Here is a 16,647-nt window from a genome sequence, read left to right as displayed (position 1 = left end):
GGACCGGCGATAGCGTTCCTGTCAGACCGGTGAGGCAAGGGCCCGGACCTGCTGGGCCTGCCCTCGGGGTAGATGTCGACCAGGGCGAAGGCGGCTGCTTGTGACGGATGCCGGCATCGACTACCGGGCGGTGTTCCAGGCGCTGCCGGGCATGGTGGCGCTGCTGACCCCGCAGCTGGTGTTCGCGGACGCGAACGGGGAGTTCGTGCGCGTGTCGGGCCGCCTCCGTGCGCAGCTGATCGGCCGGTACCTGTTCGACGTCTTCCCCGACAGCCCCGGCAACCCCGCCGGCGGCCCGCGGAATCTGGAGGCGTCGCTGCGGCGGGTGGTGGCCACCGGGGAGCGCGACAGCATGGCCCCGCAGCGCTACGACGTGCAGTCGGTGGAGCGGCCAGGGCAGTGGGAGGAGCGGTACTGGAGCGCGGTCAACGCTCCCGTGCTGGACGAGGGCGGGCACGTGGTGCTGGTGGTGCACCGGGTGGAGGAGGTCACCGAGCTGATCCGCGCCCGCGGTCTGCCCGGCGAGGGCCAGCACCGGGTGCTGGAGGCGGAGCTGTACACCCGGGCCCGGGAGCTGCAGCAGGTCAACGAGCGCCTGCGCGCCGCCCACGCCCGCGAGCGCGAGGTTGCCCTCGCCCTGCAGAAATCGATGCTCCCGCAGCACAGGCCGCTGCGGCGGCACCGGGCGGCGGTGCGCTATCGGCCCGCGACCGGCGCTTTGAACGTGTGCGGCGACTGGTACGACATCACTGACCTTGTCGGCGGCGACCGCGTCGGGGTCTCGGTCGGCGACGTGGTCGGCCACGGCCTGGAGGCCGCCGGTGTCATGGGCCAGCTGCGCAGCGCGCTCGCGGCCACCTCCCGGGTGGCCGAGGGTCCCGCCCAGGCCCTGGACGTGCTGGGGCGCTATGCGGGTTTCGTGGACGGCGCGGAGTCCACCACCGCGGTGACGTGCTTCATCGACTGGGACACCGGCACCATCACCTACTCCAGCGCCGGTCACCCCCCGCCGGCTCTTCTGCACGCGGACGGCACCGTCACCTGGCTCGACCAGGCCCTGGACCCGCCCCTGGACGCCTCCCCGGAGCCTGGCCCCCGCCCCGAGGCGAGCACCGCGTTCACCCCCGGGGAGGTCCTGGTGCTGTACACCGACGGTCTGATCGAACGCCGCGATCAGGACATCGACAGCGGTCTGCGGCGTCTCGCCCACTCCCTGGCCCGCCACCTGGGCGACCACCCCGAAAGCCTCGCCGACGCGGTCCTGCGGGACCTGCTGCCGCCCGCCGGTGTCACCGACGACACCGCCCTGGTCGTCCTCCAGCTGTGAGCAGCCAGAACAGCAGGCCCCGGGCCCGGCCCAGGCCACGGCCCGACCCTGGAGGCAGGCGCTCGGCTGGGCTTTCGCAGCCGGGCGTTTGCGCGGGCGGCCGTTGAGTTCGGCGGCGACGCGCCGGGTGGTGGTCGAGCGCGGCATCCCTGGAGCCGACCGGGCCGGCCCACGGCATTGGCGGGCCCCCGGCCCCGGTCACCAGGGCGCAACGCGAGGCGCGGATGCCGGGATGATCGAGAACCGACAGCAGGTGTGGCATCGGACGCGGGGCGATCTCAGCCCGGCCCTTGGGTGCGGCCGGGCGCCGGCAGGGCGTTGAGGGAGGCGACGCTCAGCGCGGCCCGTTGGTGTGCAGATACAGAACCGGACCGGATCCGAACCGTCCCGGGCGTTCATGGCCAGCGGCGCGGCCATCGCCTTGGCGGTGTAGACGGGTTCGAGCGCGAGGTTCCCCTTGTCGGTGGCGAGCTGTTGTGCGCGTTCGCCCTCTGCCGTCGCGTGCCCGTAGGCCGACCCGAGCCAGTTCCGGACCAGTTGCAGGTCGCTGGGGCCAGGACCGAGGTGGTGGAGGTCCGCGCCCCGGGTTCGCAGCAGCCTGTGTGTGCGCAGCACCGGCAGTCGCCGCCGACAAGGCCTGTTCCATCCGCCGGGCGAACGAGCTGTGATCTCCTGGCAGCAGGACTGATCACGCAAGCAGCATATCCGGCGTGGCGTCGGAGTCGCGGGGCCTGTACGGATTCGTACGGGAAAGAGGACTCCACCCGACCGCCCAGGGCAACCTGGTCGTGCTGCTTCGTGTGGAGCCGGCCCAAGAGCGGAGCCCACGCCTAAGCCTGGCAGCCAACTGACGCCGCGGCGGCGGCTGATGACGGGACAGAAGGGGGAAAAACATGCCCAGCGAGACAAGTGGTGGCGCCAAGAACAGCGACGCCGGCACGAACACGGCCGAGGAAGCCACCCAGGCCACCGAGGCGGCGGACTCGACCGCGGCGGCCGACGAGGAGCCGGCCGAAGCTGACTGAGGTGGCTCCGGCCCGGACAAGAGGCCCCGGCGCCCGCGATGGGCGGCCGGGGCCGTCTGGGTTGCCGGGGTCAGCCGTGACAGGTGATCAAACCGGACAGATCCTCCCAGCGCCGCCGCCCTGGGCTGGGCCTCACCGCGCTCGATGTTCGGCCGGCGGCCGTGTGCGGGGGCAACTCACCGGACCGGGTCCGGCGGTGCTTCGCGAAGCACGGTACGGCGCAGCGATCAGTGCACCGGGACCAGGAGGGTGCCCAGCGCCGTGCGCTCGTGCCGGACCGCGCGGCCGTCGCGCTCGGTGCTGACCAGACCCGCGCCGCGCAGGGCGGTGACGTGGGTGGACGCGGATCCGAGGCTGATTCCGAGGCAGTGGGCCAGTTCAGTGGTGCTGAGCGGGGCTGCCAGCAAGCGCAGAGCGCGGGCCCGGGTGGCGCCCAGGACGGGGGTGAGAGTGTCGCCGTTCGCTGTGGCGGGCCTGGGCGGCAGGCCGGGACCTGCCGGATAGACGAGGAGGACGGGCTGGTGGGCGACGCCGGGGAGGCCGTGGAGGTCGGCGACCAGGGGAACGGCGGTCCAGTGGAATGTCGGCAGCAGGAGCAGGCCACGTCCGGCCAGGTCGACGTGGCGCTGGTACGGGGCGTCCAGCTCCCAGACCCCCTCGGCCAGCCGGGAGTTCGGCCACAGCGTCGGCAGGGTGTGGGCCACGCCGAACGCCGCCGCCGTGAGCGCGTAGCCGGCGAACTCGGCGCGGTGCTCGTCCGCCACCGTGGACCAGCTCGGGGCGAGGAGGGTTGTGTAGGCGTCGCGCAGGGCGCTGCCCAGGCGCCCCCATGCCTGGTCGTCGCCGTCGACCAGGTCACCCAGCCACGGCGCGGCCGTCCGGCCCCGCGCGGCGCGGATCCGGTCGACGCCGGCCCGGACCAGCGCCGGTGGCGCCGCACGGACCGCATCGAGGCCGCTCTCCAGATCGGCACTCACGGGGTCGATGAAGGCGGGCCCCAGGTAGGCGGAGACCAGATCCCAGAGCGGCTGCGTCGTCGAGGGCAGGTGCCGGCCCATGCCCCGGCGCCAGCGACCGAAGAGTACGGCTGAGTCCGGTCGGCGGAGCATCATCAACGCGAGCTTCAGCTCCACCAGCGGAGCGGGTTGCGGTGCGAAGCGGACCCGCGCGAGGTCGTCCGCGGAGAACTGGATGCGCAGCAATCCCGACCCCCTTCGGTTGTTGCCAAGGTACGGTCCGCGCAAGCGTTTTGGCCAGGACGCAAACCATCGACCGGGGAAGCAGCGGGGCGTCAGCCTCGGACCATGACCACACCGCCCGCGCGCCGCGTTCGTGCATCGCTGCTCGGCGCCGCGCTGGCATCGGTCGCCGCGCTGGCGGGGTGCGCAGGGGACACCCCGCCACCGGCCGGGACCTCGAACGCGCCATCCGCATGCCGCAGGGAGTGAGCGCGATCGTCGCCCTGTCGCCTGACGTACTCGATCGGCCCGTGCGCGTCGGGCCCCAGGTCCGGCTTCCGGTGCTGCTCGCCGTATCGGTGGACGACCCGTACGTGAGCGTGGCCGACACACGGCGCCTGTTCGCGGTCCTGGGCAGTGCGCCGGGTGCGAAGCAGCTTGCCGTGCTGCCGGCCGGCTCCGGGCACGGCTGGGACCTGACCGCCGCCCCCGCGCCGGCGTCGTTCCGCGCGGAGTTGCTGGGGTTCGTGCCGGGAGAACTCTCTGGCGGCTGTGGCAGCCGTGCTCCGCGCCCACGGCGGAGGCCGTCTCGTCCTCGCGGGCGCCTCGAAGGGCGCCAAGGTCTCCCTGGTGACGGCCGCGAGCCTGAGCCAAGCACCCGTGGGCGTTCTGTCCCTGTCCGCGGAGGCCGTCCTCGCCCCCGCGACACAGGTCCTCGGCTACATCCACGCGGTGCCCTGCCCGATCCTGCTGCTCTCCTCCTCCGCAGACCCCTACGGCTCCGCCGACGCCGGCCGTGCCTTCCTGTCCGCCGCTGTGCCGCACCGTGCCCGGCTGGTCCTGTTCCGGGCGACGCTCACGGAGTCGATCTGCTGTCGGGCCCGACCGCGCCGCAGGCGCTGGGCGCTGTCGACGACTTCCTGCGCGGCCTGCCCGGGTGATCGCTCGGGTCGCCGGGTGAGTTCGGCCCCGCCGTCACCGGGTCCCGCGTGCTCAGCACGGTCACGGAGGTGCCGAGGCGGATGGGTTCGGTTCGGCCCTGGTAGTCGTGGTCGGTGCCGGTTCGTTGGTCGGCCGGTCCGGGCCAGCAGCGGGCCCGATCCACTGCCGGACGCACGGTTCGGCATGTCGGGCTTGTCTGGTTGACAGAGCTGTCGGGGACGGTCAGTACTGCCGTTGGAGGTGACTGCTATCGTCGGCCGAAGTCGATCTACGACCGTCGAAGGGGCCTGCTGTGGTGGATATCGTGCTGCTCACGGGGCGGACCATGCCGCGCGAGGTGCCGGAGAACGCGCTTCTGGTCGCGGAGTTGGCCGGTCTCGGCGTCACGGCCGAGATCCATCCGTGGGACGAGGCCCTGGACTGGCCGGCCTACGGCCTGGCGGTGGTGCGCACCACTTGGGACTACTGGACCAGGCGCGAGGAGTTCATAGCCTGGGCGCAGCGGACCGCCAAGCTGACGGACCTGCGCAACCCTGCCGAGGTGCTGGTCTGGAACAGCCACAAGGGCTACCTCGTCGAACTGGCGGCGTCCGGCACACCGGCCGTACCGACACGGGTAGTGTCACGCGGCGCCTCCGGCGGGGAGCAGGCCCGCGCGCTCGCGGCGTTCGGGGACGGTGAGGTGGTGATCAAGCCCGCGGTCTCGGTGAGCGGGAGGGGCGCGCTGCGGGCCGGCGCCACTGATGCTGCGTCAGCATTCCACCTGGCCACGCTGATCGGAGACGGGGACGCGCTGGTGCAGCCGTTCGCCGAGTCCGTGCTCGCACGCGGTGAAACCTCGCTGGTGTTCTTCGGTGAGACGTTCAGCCACGCGGTCCGCAAGGTCCCGGCCTCCGGCGAGTACCGCATCCACGAACACCATGGCGGCTCGGTCCTTCCGCACACTCCGTCCGCTGCTGAGCTGGCCGCTGCCCGCGCCGCCATGGCGGCTGCCCCCGCCGCGACCACCTACGCGCGAGTGGATCTGGTCGAGCTGCCGGACGGGCCCGCCGTCATGGAGCTGGAATTGATCGAGCCCGAGCTCTTCCTCACGCACGCCCCTTCCGCCGCCGCCCGCTACGCCGCCCACCTGGCGTCGCTGCTGTAACCGCCGTGGTTCACTCTTTGTATGATTGAGGAACAAAATGGGTCCTCAGTCACAAGGAGCGCCATGCCTGCCGTCCCCGCCCAGACCACCGCCGCCACCACCGGTCCGACCGCGGCCGTCACCCTGACCGGCCGCGCCCTGCTGCTCGACATGGACGGAACCCTGGTCGACTCGGGCGCGGTCGTCGCGCGGGTCTGGGGCCGCTGGGCCGACCAGCACGGGCTGGACATCGACGAGGTGCTGCAGGTGGTGCACGGACGCCAGGGCCACGCCAGCATGGCCGTGCTGCTGCCCGGCCGGCCCATGGAGCAGAATCTCGCCGACAACCGGCGGATGCTGGCCGAGGAGACCGCCGACACGGACGGCATCGTCCCGATCGACGGCGCGGACGCCTTCCTGGACGCGCTGGCCGGCCTCCCGCACGCCCTGGTCACCTCGGCCGACGACGCCCTGGCCCGGGCCCGGATGGGCGCGGCGGGCCTGTCGCTGCCGCCGGTCGCGGTGACCGCCGAGCACGTCACCCGCAGCAAGCCCGACCCCGAGGGATTCCACCTGGGCGCGCGGCTGCTCGGCCTGGCCCCGGAGGACTGCGTCGTCTTCGAGGACTCCGAGGCCGGGGTCGCGGCCGGGCGGGCCGCCGGCATGCGGGTGGTCGGCATCGGCGCGGCGACCCACGCCTACGGCGCGACCGTCACCGTCGACGACCTCACCCAGGTCCAGGTGGCCACCCACCCCGAGCACGGCCTCACCCTCACCGTCACCCCGCGCTGACGCCGCCCCGGCCGTACTCGGGGCCCGACTGGCTGATGATGCGTCAAGGCGCCTCGGGGCCGCTGACGCACCGGACGGTGGCGCGCCGCCTGGAGGTGGTCGGGCGCAGCCCCCGCCGGCGACGGGGGTGAGACGCTGAGCTGCGTCCGGGCGGCCACTTTTGGGGAGACCGCAACCGCCGCGACATCTATTGCTCAGTCAGATGGTGGACAACGAACAGCCGGTGAAGAGATGTCATGTCCACTTCCGGTTCCGGATGACGGCCCGGAGAATCATCGTCATGACCATCTCTCTACGCGCGTCGATCGCGCGCAACGTCTGCCTGGTTCTCACCGCCGGTGTGCTCGCGATGGCCGGTCCCGTGCTCCTGCCCGCCGCCAGTGCGCACGCGGATGTAAGCGGCACGGTCTGTCAGACCGCGCTGCCGACGCAGGCCGACGACACCCTCGGCCTCATCGCCCAGGGCGGACCGTATCCGTACCGCCAGGACGACTCCGTCTTCACCAACTACGAGGGCGTACTGCCCACCGAGCCGTACGGCTACTACCACGAATACACCGTGGTCACCCCGGGCAGCCCCACCCGCGGCGCCCGCCGCATCGTCGTGGACCAGCCGGACCAGCAGGACTACTACACCGACGACCACTACGCGACGTTCTCGCTGATCGATTCCACCTGCTGATCGGCCGGGTCTGCACCAGGCAACCCGCTGCCGGAGGCGGCCGGTGATCCGGGCGTCAGCCGAGTCCGGCCATGCCGCCCTCGCGCACCGTGGACTTCGCACCGACCCAGGTGCGCAGTTGCCGCGCGAGGGCGGCTCACTCGCTCAGCAGCCCGGGGGTCGGCAGCCGCGTCGCGTGACATCTGAGCAGGGGGCGGCCCCGGCCGGTGAATCGCTCGGGCGGGGGAGATTGCCGCAGGACTGGGATGGGCCGGGTTCCGTCGGGCATACGTGGAGGATGTCCGCTGTCCGGAGTGTGCTGGGCCGAGCCCGTCGAGATCCCGTCGTGGTGCAGACGCTGCGCGCGACGGTGGCGGCGACCCTGTCCTATGCCGTCGCGGAGCGGCTGAGCACCCAGCCGGCGCCGCTGACCGCGCCGCTGACGACGCTGCTCGTCGTCCAGGTCACCCTCTATTCGACGCTGACCACCAGCGCCCGGCGGGTCGTCTCGGTGGTCGCCGGGGTGGTCCTGGCGATCGGGTTCAGCTCGGTCGTGGGGCTGTCCTGGTGGAGCCTTGGCCTGGTCATCCTGGCTTCGCTGACGCTGGGCCAGTTCATCCGGGTGGGCGAGTTCGTCCAGGAGGTCGCGATCAGCGCGATGCTCGTCCTCGGTGTCACCCAGCTCGCCTCCCAGGCGTGGGACCGGGTCCTGGAGACGCTGATCGGAGCCGGCGTCGGACTGGCCTTCAACCTGCTGCTCGCGCCGCCGGTGTGGGTGGAGAGTGCGGGGGAGTCGATCGAGGACCTCGCCCGCCGGGTCCGGCAGCTGCTGCTGCGGCTCGGCGAAGAGCTGGACAGCCCCACGCCCGTCGCCCGGGCCGCCGAGCGGCTGCACGAGGCGCGGCGGCTGGACCAGCACATCGCCGAGGTGGACGCCGCGCTGCGGCAGGCCGAGGACAGCCTGCGGCTCAACCCCCGGATCAGCGAGCCGGCGCTGTCACGGGTGGTTCTGCGTACGGGCCTGGACACGTTGGAGATCTGTGTCGTCGTGGTGCGGGTCATCGCCCGTTCCCTGACCGACCTCGCCAAGCGCCGGCGGCCCGACGAACCACTGTTCGCCCCGGACGTGGCCGCCGGGCTGCAGGACCTCCTCGGCCACCTGGGCGGAGCCCTGGTGAGCTTCGGTGTGCTGGTGACCACCCAGGTCAGCCGGGACGCCGAGGGCGCCGACGCCCGGCTGACCGCCGAGCTGGCGGCCGCCTGGGCGAGCCGCGACCACATCGCCGAACTGCTGCTGCGGCAGGTTCAGCGGCACCCGCTGGCCTGGCAGCTCCACGGCGCCCTGCTCGCCGAGGTCGACCGGATCCTGGACGAGCTCGACGTGGAGCACCGGACCACTCGCCTCATGGAAGAGCTCGACCGCGGCGGCGCGCTGCGCCGCCGGCGTGCAGGTGCGCTGGCACGCCTGCGCCGCCTCGCGCGCGGCGAGCCGTTCCGCCCCCCGCGTTGACCACTACGAATGGCCGCGGTAGAGATCGGCCAGGAGCGCGACGGCGGCGTGGGTGGCGGGGTGGGGGTCGTGTTGGCGCCAGATGACGTGGACGGGTACGGGCGCCGCGTCGCGCACCCGCCGGTAGGTGATGCCGTCGCGCCGGTACTGGGCCACCGTAGCCTCCGGGGTGACGCCGACGCAGCGGCCTGTGGCGATCGCGGCGAGCCAGTCGTCGATGTCCCGGGTGTGCTCAAGCGATGGGCGGGCGTCTTCGGGCCACAGATCGGCAGTGGTGGTGCCGGTGCGGCGGTCGACGACCAGGGTGCGCTCGCGGATGTCGTCAAGCGCGATGGTTCGGCGACGGGCCCAGGGGTCGTCGCCGGCCATGGCGCAGTATCGGCGCTCGTGTCCGACCAGAGCGTGGGCGTAGCGGCGGGTGTCGATGGCGGTGCGGACCACCGCGAGGTCGCACAGCCCTTCGGCGAGGCCGCCGGTGGGGGTGTTGGCGCGGATCAGGCGGAGTTCGACGTCGGGGTAGCGGCCGGCCCAGCGGCGCTGGAATTCGGCGGTGTGGCGGCCCATGGCCGACCAGGCATGGCCGATGGTGAGCTGGGTGTGGCCGGTGGCGGCTTCGCGCATCAGGGTGTCGGCTTCGGCGAGCAGGTGCCGGGCGCGGGCGAGGACCTGGACCCCGGCTGTGGTGGGGGTGACGGTCCGGCTGGTGCGGTGCAGCAGCCGGACCCCGAGGATCTTCTCCAGGGCCAGCAGGGTGCGGGAGACAGCGGCCTGGGAGAGGCCGAGTTCGGCGGCGGCGTCGGTGAAGCTGCCGGTGTCGACGATCGCGACCAGGCAGCGCAGGTGCCGCAGCTCCATATCCATGACTCCAGCGTATAGACAACGGGGTTCATGCATTTTGCGTATGGGTGGGCCCGGCGGATCCTCGGTGGCATGACGACGCAGGCACAGGCATCGCGGATGGACGGCGGCAGCCCCCGGGATGCGGGCCCTCCTTCCGGTCGGCGGGTGGGGATGGTGATGATGGTCGGCAGCGCGTTGTCGAACCAGGCCGGAGCGGCTGTCGCGGCTGTGGCGTTTCCGGTGATGGGGCCGGTGGGTGTGGTGGCGGTTCGTCAGTGGGTGGCCGCCGTGGCCCTGGCGGCGGCGGGCCGGCCGAGGCTGCGGTCCTTCACGCGGGCACAGTGGGGGCCGGTGCTGGCTCTGGCGGCGGTGTTGGCCACGATGAATCTGTCGCTCTACACCGCGATCGATCGGATCGGGCTCGGCCTGGCCGTCACCCTGGAATTCCTGGGCCCGTTGTCCGTGGCGCTGGCGGCGTCCCGCCGCGCGGTGGACCTGGGCTGCGGCCTGATCGCCGGGGCGGCCGCGGTGGCCCTGGCACGCCCGCAGCCCTCCACGGACTACCTCGGGATCGGGCTGGGCCTGCTGGCCGCAGTGTGCTGGGCGTTGTACATCCTGCTCAACCGCACGGTCGGTGCACGCGTGCCCGGCGCGCAGGGAACAGCCGCGGCCGCGGTGGTCTCCGGCCTGCTGTACCTGCCTGTCGGACTCGTCTTCTTCCTCCACCGCGCACCGTCCGCGACCGCCCTGGCGCACGCGGCCGCGGCGGGCGTCCTGTCCTCGGCCGTCCCGTTCCTTGCAGACCTGCTGGCACTGCGCCGCGTCCCGGCCAGGTTCTTCGGCCTGTTCATGAGCGTCAACCCGATGCTGGCCGCCCTGGCCGGTCTCGTCGCCCTCGGCCAGGCGCTGGGCTGGGTCGAGTGGGCCGCCATCGCCGCCATCGTGGCGGCCAACGTCGTCTCCGTGCTGGCCGCCGCACGCCACACCCAGTCGTTCCCGGACACGCCTCGCGACGCTTGCACGAGGGCCGGGGTACGGAGTTCGACCGCCTCGCCGTCTCCGTGCGCGACACCGACTCCACAGCCGTTGCCCTGTGCCCCTGTTCAGCCCGTCGGTGTGCGGTGCCAGGACGTCGACACCGGTGGTGGAGGTGGTGACTGCCGCGGGGGCGCAAGGCCGAGAGGGTCAGATGCGGCCGGTGGGTGTTGAACGGACGCCTTGCGGGGGGTCGGCTTCGGCGATGAGGAGGGCGACGTCGTCGTTCCCGTCTCTGCTGGGCAGCGCGGCCAGGAGCCGGTCGCAGGTGGCTTCCAGGGGCAGCCGGGGGCTGGTGAGCTGGTCGAGGAGGGTGCTCAGGCCTGCGTCGAGGGGCTGGTCGCGTTGCTCGACCAGGCCGTCGGTGTAGAGGACCAGGCGGCTGCCGACCGGGAGGTCGATGCTGGTGGTGGTCAACGGGACCCGGTCGGCGGCGCCCAGCGGAGCGCCGGGGGGCAGGTCGAGCAGCAGGGCCGACCCGTCCGGGTGTTGGAGGGCGGGCGGCGGGTGGCCGGCCAGGGCGATGCGGCACCGGCCGGCGGCCGGGTCGTGGATGGCGCAGACACAGGTGGCGATGGTCTCCTCCAACTCGCCGGTCAGCACATCGAGGTGATGGAGGATGTCGGCGGGGTCCAGGCCGAGGTGGGCCAGGGTGCGGGTGGCGGTGCGCAGTTGGCCCATGGCCGCGGCGGCGTTGATGCCGTGGCCCATGGCGTCGCCGACGACCAGGGCGGTGGCCGTGGCGGTGAGCGGGATGACGTCGAACCAGTCGCCGCCGGCGTGGCCCGGCGCCCCGGCGGGCTGGTAGCGGCAGGCGATGCTCAGGCCCGGTGCGTGGGGCGGGGTGTGCGGGAGCAGGTGGCGCTGGAGAGTGGCCGCCGCGTGGCGCTGGCTCTGGTACCAGCGGGCGTTGTCGATGCAGACGGCGGCGCGGGCGGCGAGTTCCTCGGCGAGCAGGACGTCGTCGGCGTCGAACGGCAGCGGGTTGCGCGCCCGCACCAGGTCGAGCACGCCCAGCACCTCGCCGCGGGCGATGAGCGGGACGGCCAGGTAGGAGTGGACACCGGCCCGGGCCAGGACGGCCGCGGCCTGGCCGTCGCGCGCGATGCGCGCCAGGTGGTCGGAGCGCACGTGCGGGATGTGCACGGGTCTGCCGGTGGTCGCGCAGCGGGTGACCAGCCGGTTGGCCTCGTAGCGGCTGATCTCCCCCACCGGGTCGGCCGCGCCCGCCGCCTCGGTGGGATAGGCGGCCTTGACCGCCAGGGCACGGAAGATCGCGGGTCCGGTCGGCGTCAGGTGGGCGCTGCGCGCCTGCAGGACCGCGTCCAGGACGTCGACGGCGGCGATGTCCGCCAGGTCGGGCACCACCGTGTCGGCCAGCTCGCGGGCGGTCTGCTCCAGGTCGAGGGTGGTGCCGATGCGGGCGGAGGCGCGGGCTATCAGCGCGAGCCGGCGGCGGGCCTGAGCGGCTTGGCGGTCCGCGCTGTGCTGCTCGGTGACGTCCACCACCGACACGGCCACACCGATGACCCGCCCGCCGGGGTCCTCCAGCCGGTAGTAGGAGACCAGCCAGGCATGCTCTGTGCCCGGGTCGGCCGGGGTCCGACCGGTGGTGAACTGGTCCAGCAGCGGCCTGCCGCTGGACAGCACCTCGCGCATCGCCGCCTCGACCGCGTCGCCGTCCAGGAACGGCAGCATCTCGCCGGCCGTGTGACCGAGATGCCGCTGGGCGGGGATGCCGTTGATGTGCTCCAGTGCCGGGTTGACCAGCACGTACCGCAGGTCGGTGTCGAGGACGGCCAGGCCGATCGGGGACTGGGCGACCAGCCGCAAGGACAGGGCCAGGTCGCGTTCCACGCCCCGCACGACCGCCTCGTCGGCGGCGACACCGAGCGCGTACCAGGCTCCGTCCTTGGCCCGGAGCCGCATGTTGCGGAACTCCACCAACCGTGTCGAGCCGTCCCTGCGCCGCACGGGGAACACACCCGCCCAGCTCTCCCCACTCGCCATGACCGCGGCAAACAGCTCCAGGATGAGGTCGACATGCTCCTCGGGGACCAGCAGCTTCGCCGCGTAACGGCCCAGGGCCTCATCTGCGCTCCAGCCGAACAGCTCGCATGCCTGTGGGCTCCACAGTGTGATCCGGCCCTCGCTGTCGAGAAGCACCGCCGCGACACCCAGCAGGTCGAGCAGCCCGCCGGGCAGCGACGCGGCGATCCGCGCCGGGCCTGGTCCGGTCCCGTTCACGTCGGAGGCGCTCATCCCAGCGCTCCCTCCACCTCGTCACGCACGCCGAGGGCTGATCCCTGGGTCCGTGCCCTCGACCGTGAGGTCTCAGGGGGCGCGGGCCCGATCCACTCCATCGTCTCCCGCCGCCGCACATCCGGCAGATCCAACCGCACCCGGCAGCGGTCCCGCGGACCGCCGTGCGCCGCACACGCGAGGGTGAGACGGTCGTACGGGCGGGGGATCCCAGAGCGAGGAGAAGGGACGTGGTCCGCGATGAGCATCACCCGTCGCATCAGCGGTCTGTTCAAGGTCAAGGCGGAGAAGGCACTGGATCGTGCCGAGGACCCGAGGGAGACCCTGGACTACTCCTATCAGCAACAGCTGGCGCTGCTGCAGAACGTCCGTCGAGGGCTCGCCGACGTGGCCACCAGCCGTAAGCGCGTCGAGCTGCAGCACAGCCAACTGGAACAGTCGGCCGAGAAGCTGCAGGACCAGGCCCAACAGGCGCTCGGGCTCGGGCGGGACGACCTGGCCCGTGAGGCGCTGACCCGCCGCACCGCGGTCCTGGCCCAGGACCAGGACATGCAGGCGCAGGCGACCGCATTGCGCGAGGAGGAGCAGAAGCTGACCCTCGCGGAGCAGCAACTGCAGGCCAAGGTCGAGGACTTCCGCACCCGGAAGGAGACCGTCAAGGCGTCCTACACGGCAGCTGAAGCCGAGACGCGGATCGGTGAGGCGGTCACCGGCATTTCCGGTGAGATGAGCGACGTCGGCGCGGCGGTGCAGCGCGCTCAGGACAGGACTGAGCAGTTGCAGGCCCGCGCCGGCGCGTTGGACGAGCTGATGGCCTCCGGCGCACTGGAGGATGCCACCTCGCCGGTCGCCCACGACGAGCTGAAGTCCGAGTTGGACCAGATCTCCGCACGCGGGGACGTCGACGCCGAGCTCGCCGCCATGAAGGCCGAGCTCGCCGGCGGCGCGGCGCCGCCGCGGCTGGAGTCGGGGGCGGCCCGGGAGGAGCAGCCGGAGCGTGGTGACGGCGCCGTGAAGCCGAAGGACGAGGGGGCCGGCTAGGCGCTTGTCAGCTGTGTGCAGAGGGCGTCGAGTGTGTTGGTGGCACGGGCGAGCCCGAGATGGTCGATGTAGTCCCGCGACTCGACGATCAGCCCTTCGCGGATCCGGAAGACGATGATGCCCGGCGCGGCCCAGCCCGCGTCGCCGCGGTAGGTGAACTCGCCGATGACCACCTCGGGGTCGGCAGTGTGATGGACGCGTACGTCCTCGACGCGAAAGCCTGCCAGGCCGGCCGGCCCCGCCGCGGCGAAGTGCTGTCGGAGTGCTTCGCGGCTGAGTATCGGGGTGTCGCCGAGTGGGGCCATCGGGTGCCGCACGTCGGTCTCTTCGGCGTAGAACTCGGCCAGCCTGTCGACCTGGTCGCGATCGCCGTTCTGCAGCCGGCAGGCGCCGTCGAGCATGGCGCGGAACATGTCTTCGGGGGTTCGCATCATGGTTACCCTTCCAAGCGGAGTCTTCACTCCGAATAATACGGAGTCGAAACTCCGAATAGCAAGACTTGCTCACCGGGGGCCTGCGGGAGCAGGACTGCCGGGGAGGGAAGATGGTGGGATGCGAAGCGATGCGCAGGCGAATCGGGACCGGGTGCTGGCCGCGGCCGAAGAGGTGTTCGGCGAGTCCGGCAACGCCGGCTCGACCGAGGAGGTCGCGCGCCGGGCCGGCGTCGGAATCGGCACCGTCTTCCGGCACTTCCCGACCAAGCGGGTGCTGATCAAGGCCACGATCGTTCGCCACCTCACCCTGCTCGCTGAAACAGCACGGGCGCGGGGCGAGGGCGGCGAGGCCGGGGCGGCGTTCCGGGAGACGTTCCGGGAGATGGTCTCAGGCGCCCCGGCGAAGCTCGCGCTCGTCGCGTTGCTGGAGGAGCCCACCGACTCGACAGGCTCCGCCGATGAGGTGGAGGCCGCGGCCACCATGGTGCGCCAAGCCGTCGAGGAGTTGCTCTCCCGCGGCCAGCAAGCCGGTGAGGTGCGCGCGGACGCGACGGTGGATGAGGTCTACATGCTGATCAGAGCGCTGGCCAACGCCCGGGGCGACCGGACCGTCGTGGACAGAGCGGTCGACATCGTGCTGGACGGCCTGTCCCCGCGGCGTTCCGAGTAGCGACCCCGCGAACGCGCCGCTGCGCTTCGCGAACCGTTGCTGCTGCCGCGCCATGGTGCTCGTGTGGTTCCCTGCACCGCCCGGTTCATCCCTGAATATGACGCTGGCGGAGATCGCAGACGCGTGGTGGACTGGTCGGCGGCGTCGGCCGATTGGAGGCGGGCACCGCCACCTTGTCCACGCGTAAGGAGCGTTCATGGCCCGCTCGTTCCGTTTCGGCGTCAATCTGCTCACCCCGGCGGCGAGCGGGCGGTGGCGCGAGAAGTGCCGCATGGCGGAGGCGCTCGGATACGACGTGATCATGGTCCCCGACCACCTGGGCATGCCCGCGCCGTTCCCCGCCCTGATCGCCGCGGCCGAGGCCACCGAGCGGCCCCGGCTCGGCACCTTCACCCTCAACGCCGGCTTCTGGAACCCGGTGCTGCTCGCCCGCGAGGTCGCCACCACCGACCAGCTCACTGGCGGCCGCCTCGAACTGGGGCTCGGCACCGGATATGTGAAGGCGGAGCACGATGCGGCGGGCCTGCCCTTCGGCACGCCCGGCGAGCGCGTGGCCCATCTCCAGCACACGATCCAGGAGTTGGACCGCCTGTACGGCTCGGGCGACTTCGCGCCGCAGCCGCTGCAGCGGCCCCGGCCGCCGCTCCTGATCGGCGGCAACGGCGACCGTGTCCTGAAGCTGACCGCCCGGCACGCCGAGATCGCCGCGTTCACCGGAGCACGCACGGACCCGGCCAACCCGAACGGCAAGCCGATCACGCTCACGGCCGCGCAGCTGGAAGAACGCGTCACCACGTACCAGAGCTTCGCGACCGACCGTGCCGAGCCGGCCGAGCTGAACCTCCTGGTCTCCTTGGTCGTGGTCACTGACAACCGCCGGGCAACCCTGCGCCCGTCCCTCGGCAACGTCCCGCACCTGACCGAGGACGAGGCCCTCGACCTGCCGACCCTCCTGATCGGCACGGTCCGGCAGATGGCCGAGCAAATGCGCGCGCAGCGGGAGCGGTACGGCTTCACGTACATCACCGTCCTGGAGCCCGCGATGGAGACCTTCGCCCCGGTCATCGAGGAACTGCGCGGCGAGTGACCGCCGCCGCGCCCCGCCCCGCCGCCGACCGGCAGATCACCGCCCACGGGCCGGGGCAACATCCCCGACGGCGGCCGGCGGTCAGAGCAGGTGGGTGTCGCCGCGGGCGATGAGGAGCTTGCGGAGCAGGTCGCCGAGCTGGTCCCGTTCGGCGGGGGTGAGGGTGGCGACCAGCCGCTCCTCGTTCCGGACGTGGCCGAGCACGAGGGCGTCGATCAGCTCCTTGCCCGCCGGGGTGAGCCGGATCAGGACGGCGCGGCGGTCGGTCGGGCAGGGGCGGCGTTCCACCAGGCCCTTGGCCGACAGCTTGTCGACGCGATTGGTGATCGCGCCGGAGGTGACCATGGCGGACTTGAGCAGGGCGCGGGCGTTGAGCTCGTAGGGGTCGCCGGAGCGGCGGAGCGTCGCCAGCACGTCGAACTCGGAGAAGTCCAGGCCGTGTTCGGCGAAGTAGTCGCGCAGTGCGGCGTCGACATGGGCGTGGAAGCGGTTGAGGCGGCCGATCAGGGCCATCGGGGCCGTGTCGAGATCCGGCCGGGTCAGGGCCCACTGGTCGACGATGTCGTCGACCGCGTCGCGCCGCGGCGGGTGCGGCTGGTGCGGCCGGTGCGGCGCGTCCGGCTCCTGTGGGTCGTCGGGCATGGGCTCTCCTCCGCGATGGGCAGATGTCTCACCATTAAGATACTTGACGTTCACGCACTCTCGGGCCACAATTTA

The 16,647-nt window shown here is 72.4% G+C and carries 14 protein-coding genes and 1 pseudogene; 10 read left to right on the top strand and 5 right to left on the bottom strand.

The genetic code is table 11. The features are described 5' to 3' along the window. Window positions 1-100 precede the first annotated feature (100 nt). Window positions 101-1,327, top strand: coding sequence for a PP2C family protein-serine/threonine phosphatase (locus ABH925_RS15255; RefSeq protein ID WP_370148175.1), 1,227 nt, complete (start codon window positions 101-103; stop codon window positions 1,325-1,327). Window positions 1,328-2,220: 893 nt separating this feature from the next. After that, window positions 2,221-2,352: a hypothetical protein gene (locus tag ABH925_RS15250; protein ID WP_370148173.1), complete on the top strand. Its 132-nt coding sequence runs from the start codon at window positions 2,221-2,223 to the stop codon at window positions 2,350-2,352. Window positions 2,353-2,579: 227 nt separating this feature from the next. On the opposite strand, the gene ABH925_RS15245 is transcribed toward ABH925_RS15250, so the two are convergent. Continuing rightward, on the bottom strand, window positions 2,580-3,554 hold the full coding sequence (locus tag ABH925_RS15245) for a winged helix-turn-helix domain-containing protein (protein ID WP_370148171.1): 975 nt from the start codon (window positions 3,552-3,554) through the stop codon (window positions 2,580-2,582). A gap of 1,210 nt (window positions 3,555-4,764) precedes the next feature. On the opposite strand from ABH925_RS15245, the gene ABH925_RS15240 reads away from it, so the two are divergent. The 4 genes from ABH925_RS15240 to ABH925_RS15225 all read left to right on the top strand — a co-directional run bounded on the left by ABH925_RS15240 (window position 4,765) and on the right by ABH925_RS15225 (window position 8,561). After that, the gene (locus ABH925_RS15240; protein ID WP_370148170.1) at window positions 4,765-5,619 is read left to right on the top strand and encodes a RimK family alpha-L-glutamate ligase; all 855 of its coding nucleotides are present in this window, start codon (window positions 4,765-4,767) and stop codon (window positions 5,617-5,619) included. A gap of 63 nt (window positions 5,620-5,682) precedes the next feature. Next, window positions 5,683-6,390 (top strand): HAD-IA family hydrolase, encoded by a 708-nt coding sequence (locus ABH925_RS15235; RefSeq protein ID WP_370148168.1) that lies wholly within the window; start codon window positions 5,683-5,685, stop codon window positions 6,388-6,390. 280 nt (window positions 6,391-6,670) lie between these two features. Continuing rightward, entirely contained in the window at window positions 6,671-7,072 is a 402-nt protein-coding gene (locus ABH925_RS15230; RefSeq protein ID WP_370148167.1) for a ribonuclease domain-containing protein, read from the top strand. A gap of 277 nt (window positions 7,073-7,349) precedes the next feature. Beyond that, window positions 7,350-8,561, top strand: a complete 1,212-nt coding sequence (locus ABH925_RS15225) for an aromatic acid exporter family protein (RefSeq protein ID WP_370148166.1) — start codon at window positions 7,350-7,352, stop codon at window positions 8,559-8,561. A 3-nt stretch (window positions 8,562-8,564) separates the two neighbouring features. On the opposite strand, the gene ABH925_RS15220 is transcribed toward ABH925_RS15225, so the two are convergent. Next, window positions 8,565-9,422 carry a LysR family transcriptional regulator gene (locus tag ABH925_RS15220; protein ID WP_370148165.1) on the bottom strand — a complete coding sequence of 286 codons (858 nt, stop codon included), beginning with the start codon at window positions 9,420-9,422 and terminating at the stop codon, window positions 8,565-8,567. Between the two features lie 96 nt (window positions 9,423-9,518). On the opposite strand from ABH925_RS15220, the pseudogene ABH925_RS15215 reads away from it, so the two are divergent. Beyond that, window positions 9,519-10,373: pseudogene (locus tag ABH925_RS15215) on the top strand (DMT family transporter); the annotation flags it as partial. 213 nt (window positions 10,374-10,586) lie between these two features. Here the strand turns inward: ABH925_RS15215 and ABH925_RS15210 are convergent. Beyond that, window positions 10,587-12,698, bottom strand: coding sequence for a SpoIIE family protein phosphatase (locus ABH925_RS15210; RefSeq protein ID WP_370148164.1), 2,112 nt, complete (start codon window positions 12,696-12,698; stop codon window positions 10,587-10,589). Between the two features lie 240 nt (window positions 12,699-12,938). Between ABH925_RS15210 and ABH925_RS15205 the strand changes: the two genes are divergently transcribed. Continuing rightward, entirely contained in the window at window positions 12,939-13,739 is an 801-nt protein-coding gene (locus ABH925_RS15205; protein WP_370148162.1) for a PspA/IM30 family protein, read from the top strand. Here ABH925_RS15205 and ABH925_RS15200 read toward each other — a convergent pair. Further along, window positions 13,736-14,140, bottom strand: a complete 405-nt coding sequence (locus ABH925_RS15200) for a nuclear transport factor 2 family protein (protein ID WP_370148161.1) — start codon at window positions 14,138-14,140, stop codon at window positions 13,736-13,738. The two genes, ABH925_RS15205 and ABH925_RS15200, sit on opposite strands and share 4 nt — an antisense overlap. Window positions 14,141-14,291: 151 nt before the next feature. Here ABH925_RS15200 and ABH925_RS15195 point away from each other — a divergent pair, with 151 nt between their 5' ends. Continuing rightward, a complete protein-coding gene (locus ABH925_RS15195) occupies window positions 14,292-14,843 on the top strand; it encodes a TetR/AcrR family transcriptional regulator (RefSeq protein ID WP_370148159.1) in 552 nt (183 codons plus the stop codon). Between the two features lie 196 nt (window positions 14,844-15,039). Next, the gene (locus tag ABH925_RS15190) at window positions 15,040-15,930 is read left to right on the top strand and encodes a TIGR03621 family F420-dependent LLM class oxidoreductase (RefSeq protein ID WP_370148158.1); all 891 of its coding nucleotides are present in this window, start codon (window positions 15,040-15,042) and stop codon (window positions 15,928-15,930) included. Window positions 15,931-16,011: 81 nt separating this feature from the next. On the opposite strand, the gene ABH925_RS15185 is transcribed toward ABH925_RS15190, so the two are convergent. Continuing rightward, window positions 16,012-16,572 carry a MarR family winged helix-turn-helix transcriptional regulator gene (locus tag ABH925_RS15185; protein WP_370148156.1) on the bottom strand — a complete coding sequence of 187 codons (561 nt, stop codon included), beginning with the start codon at window positions 16,570-16,572 and terminating at the stop codon, window positions 16,012-16,014. Window positions 16,573-16,647: the final 75 nt, after the last annotated feature.

The organism is Streptacidiphilus sp. EB129, from assembly GCF_041262645.1.
In the GTDB taxonomy this organism is placed as follows: domain Bacteria; phylum Actinomycetota; class Actinomycetes; order Streptomycetales; family Streptomycetaceae; genus Streptacidiphilus.
The sequence above is the reverse complement of the archived record's forward strand: the minus strand, read 5'-3'. Positions and strand labels throughout refer to the sequence as shown.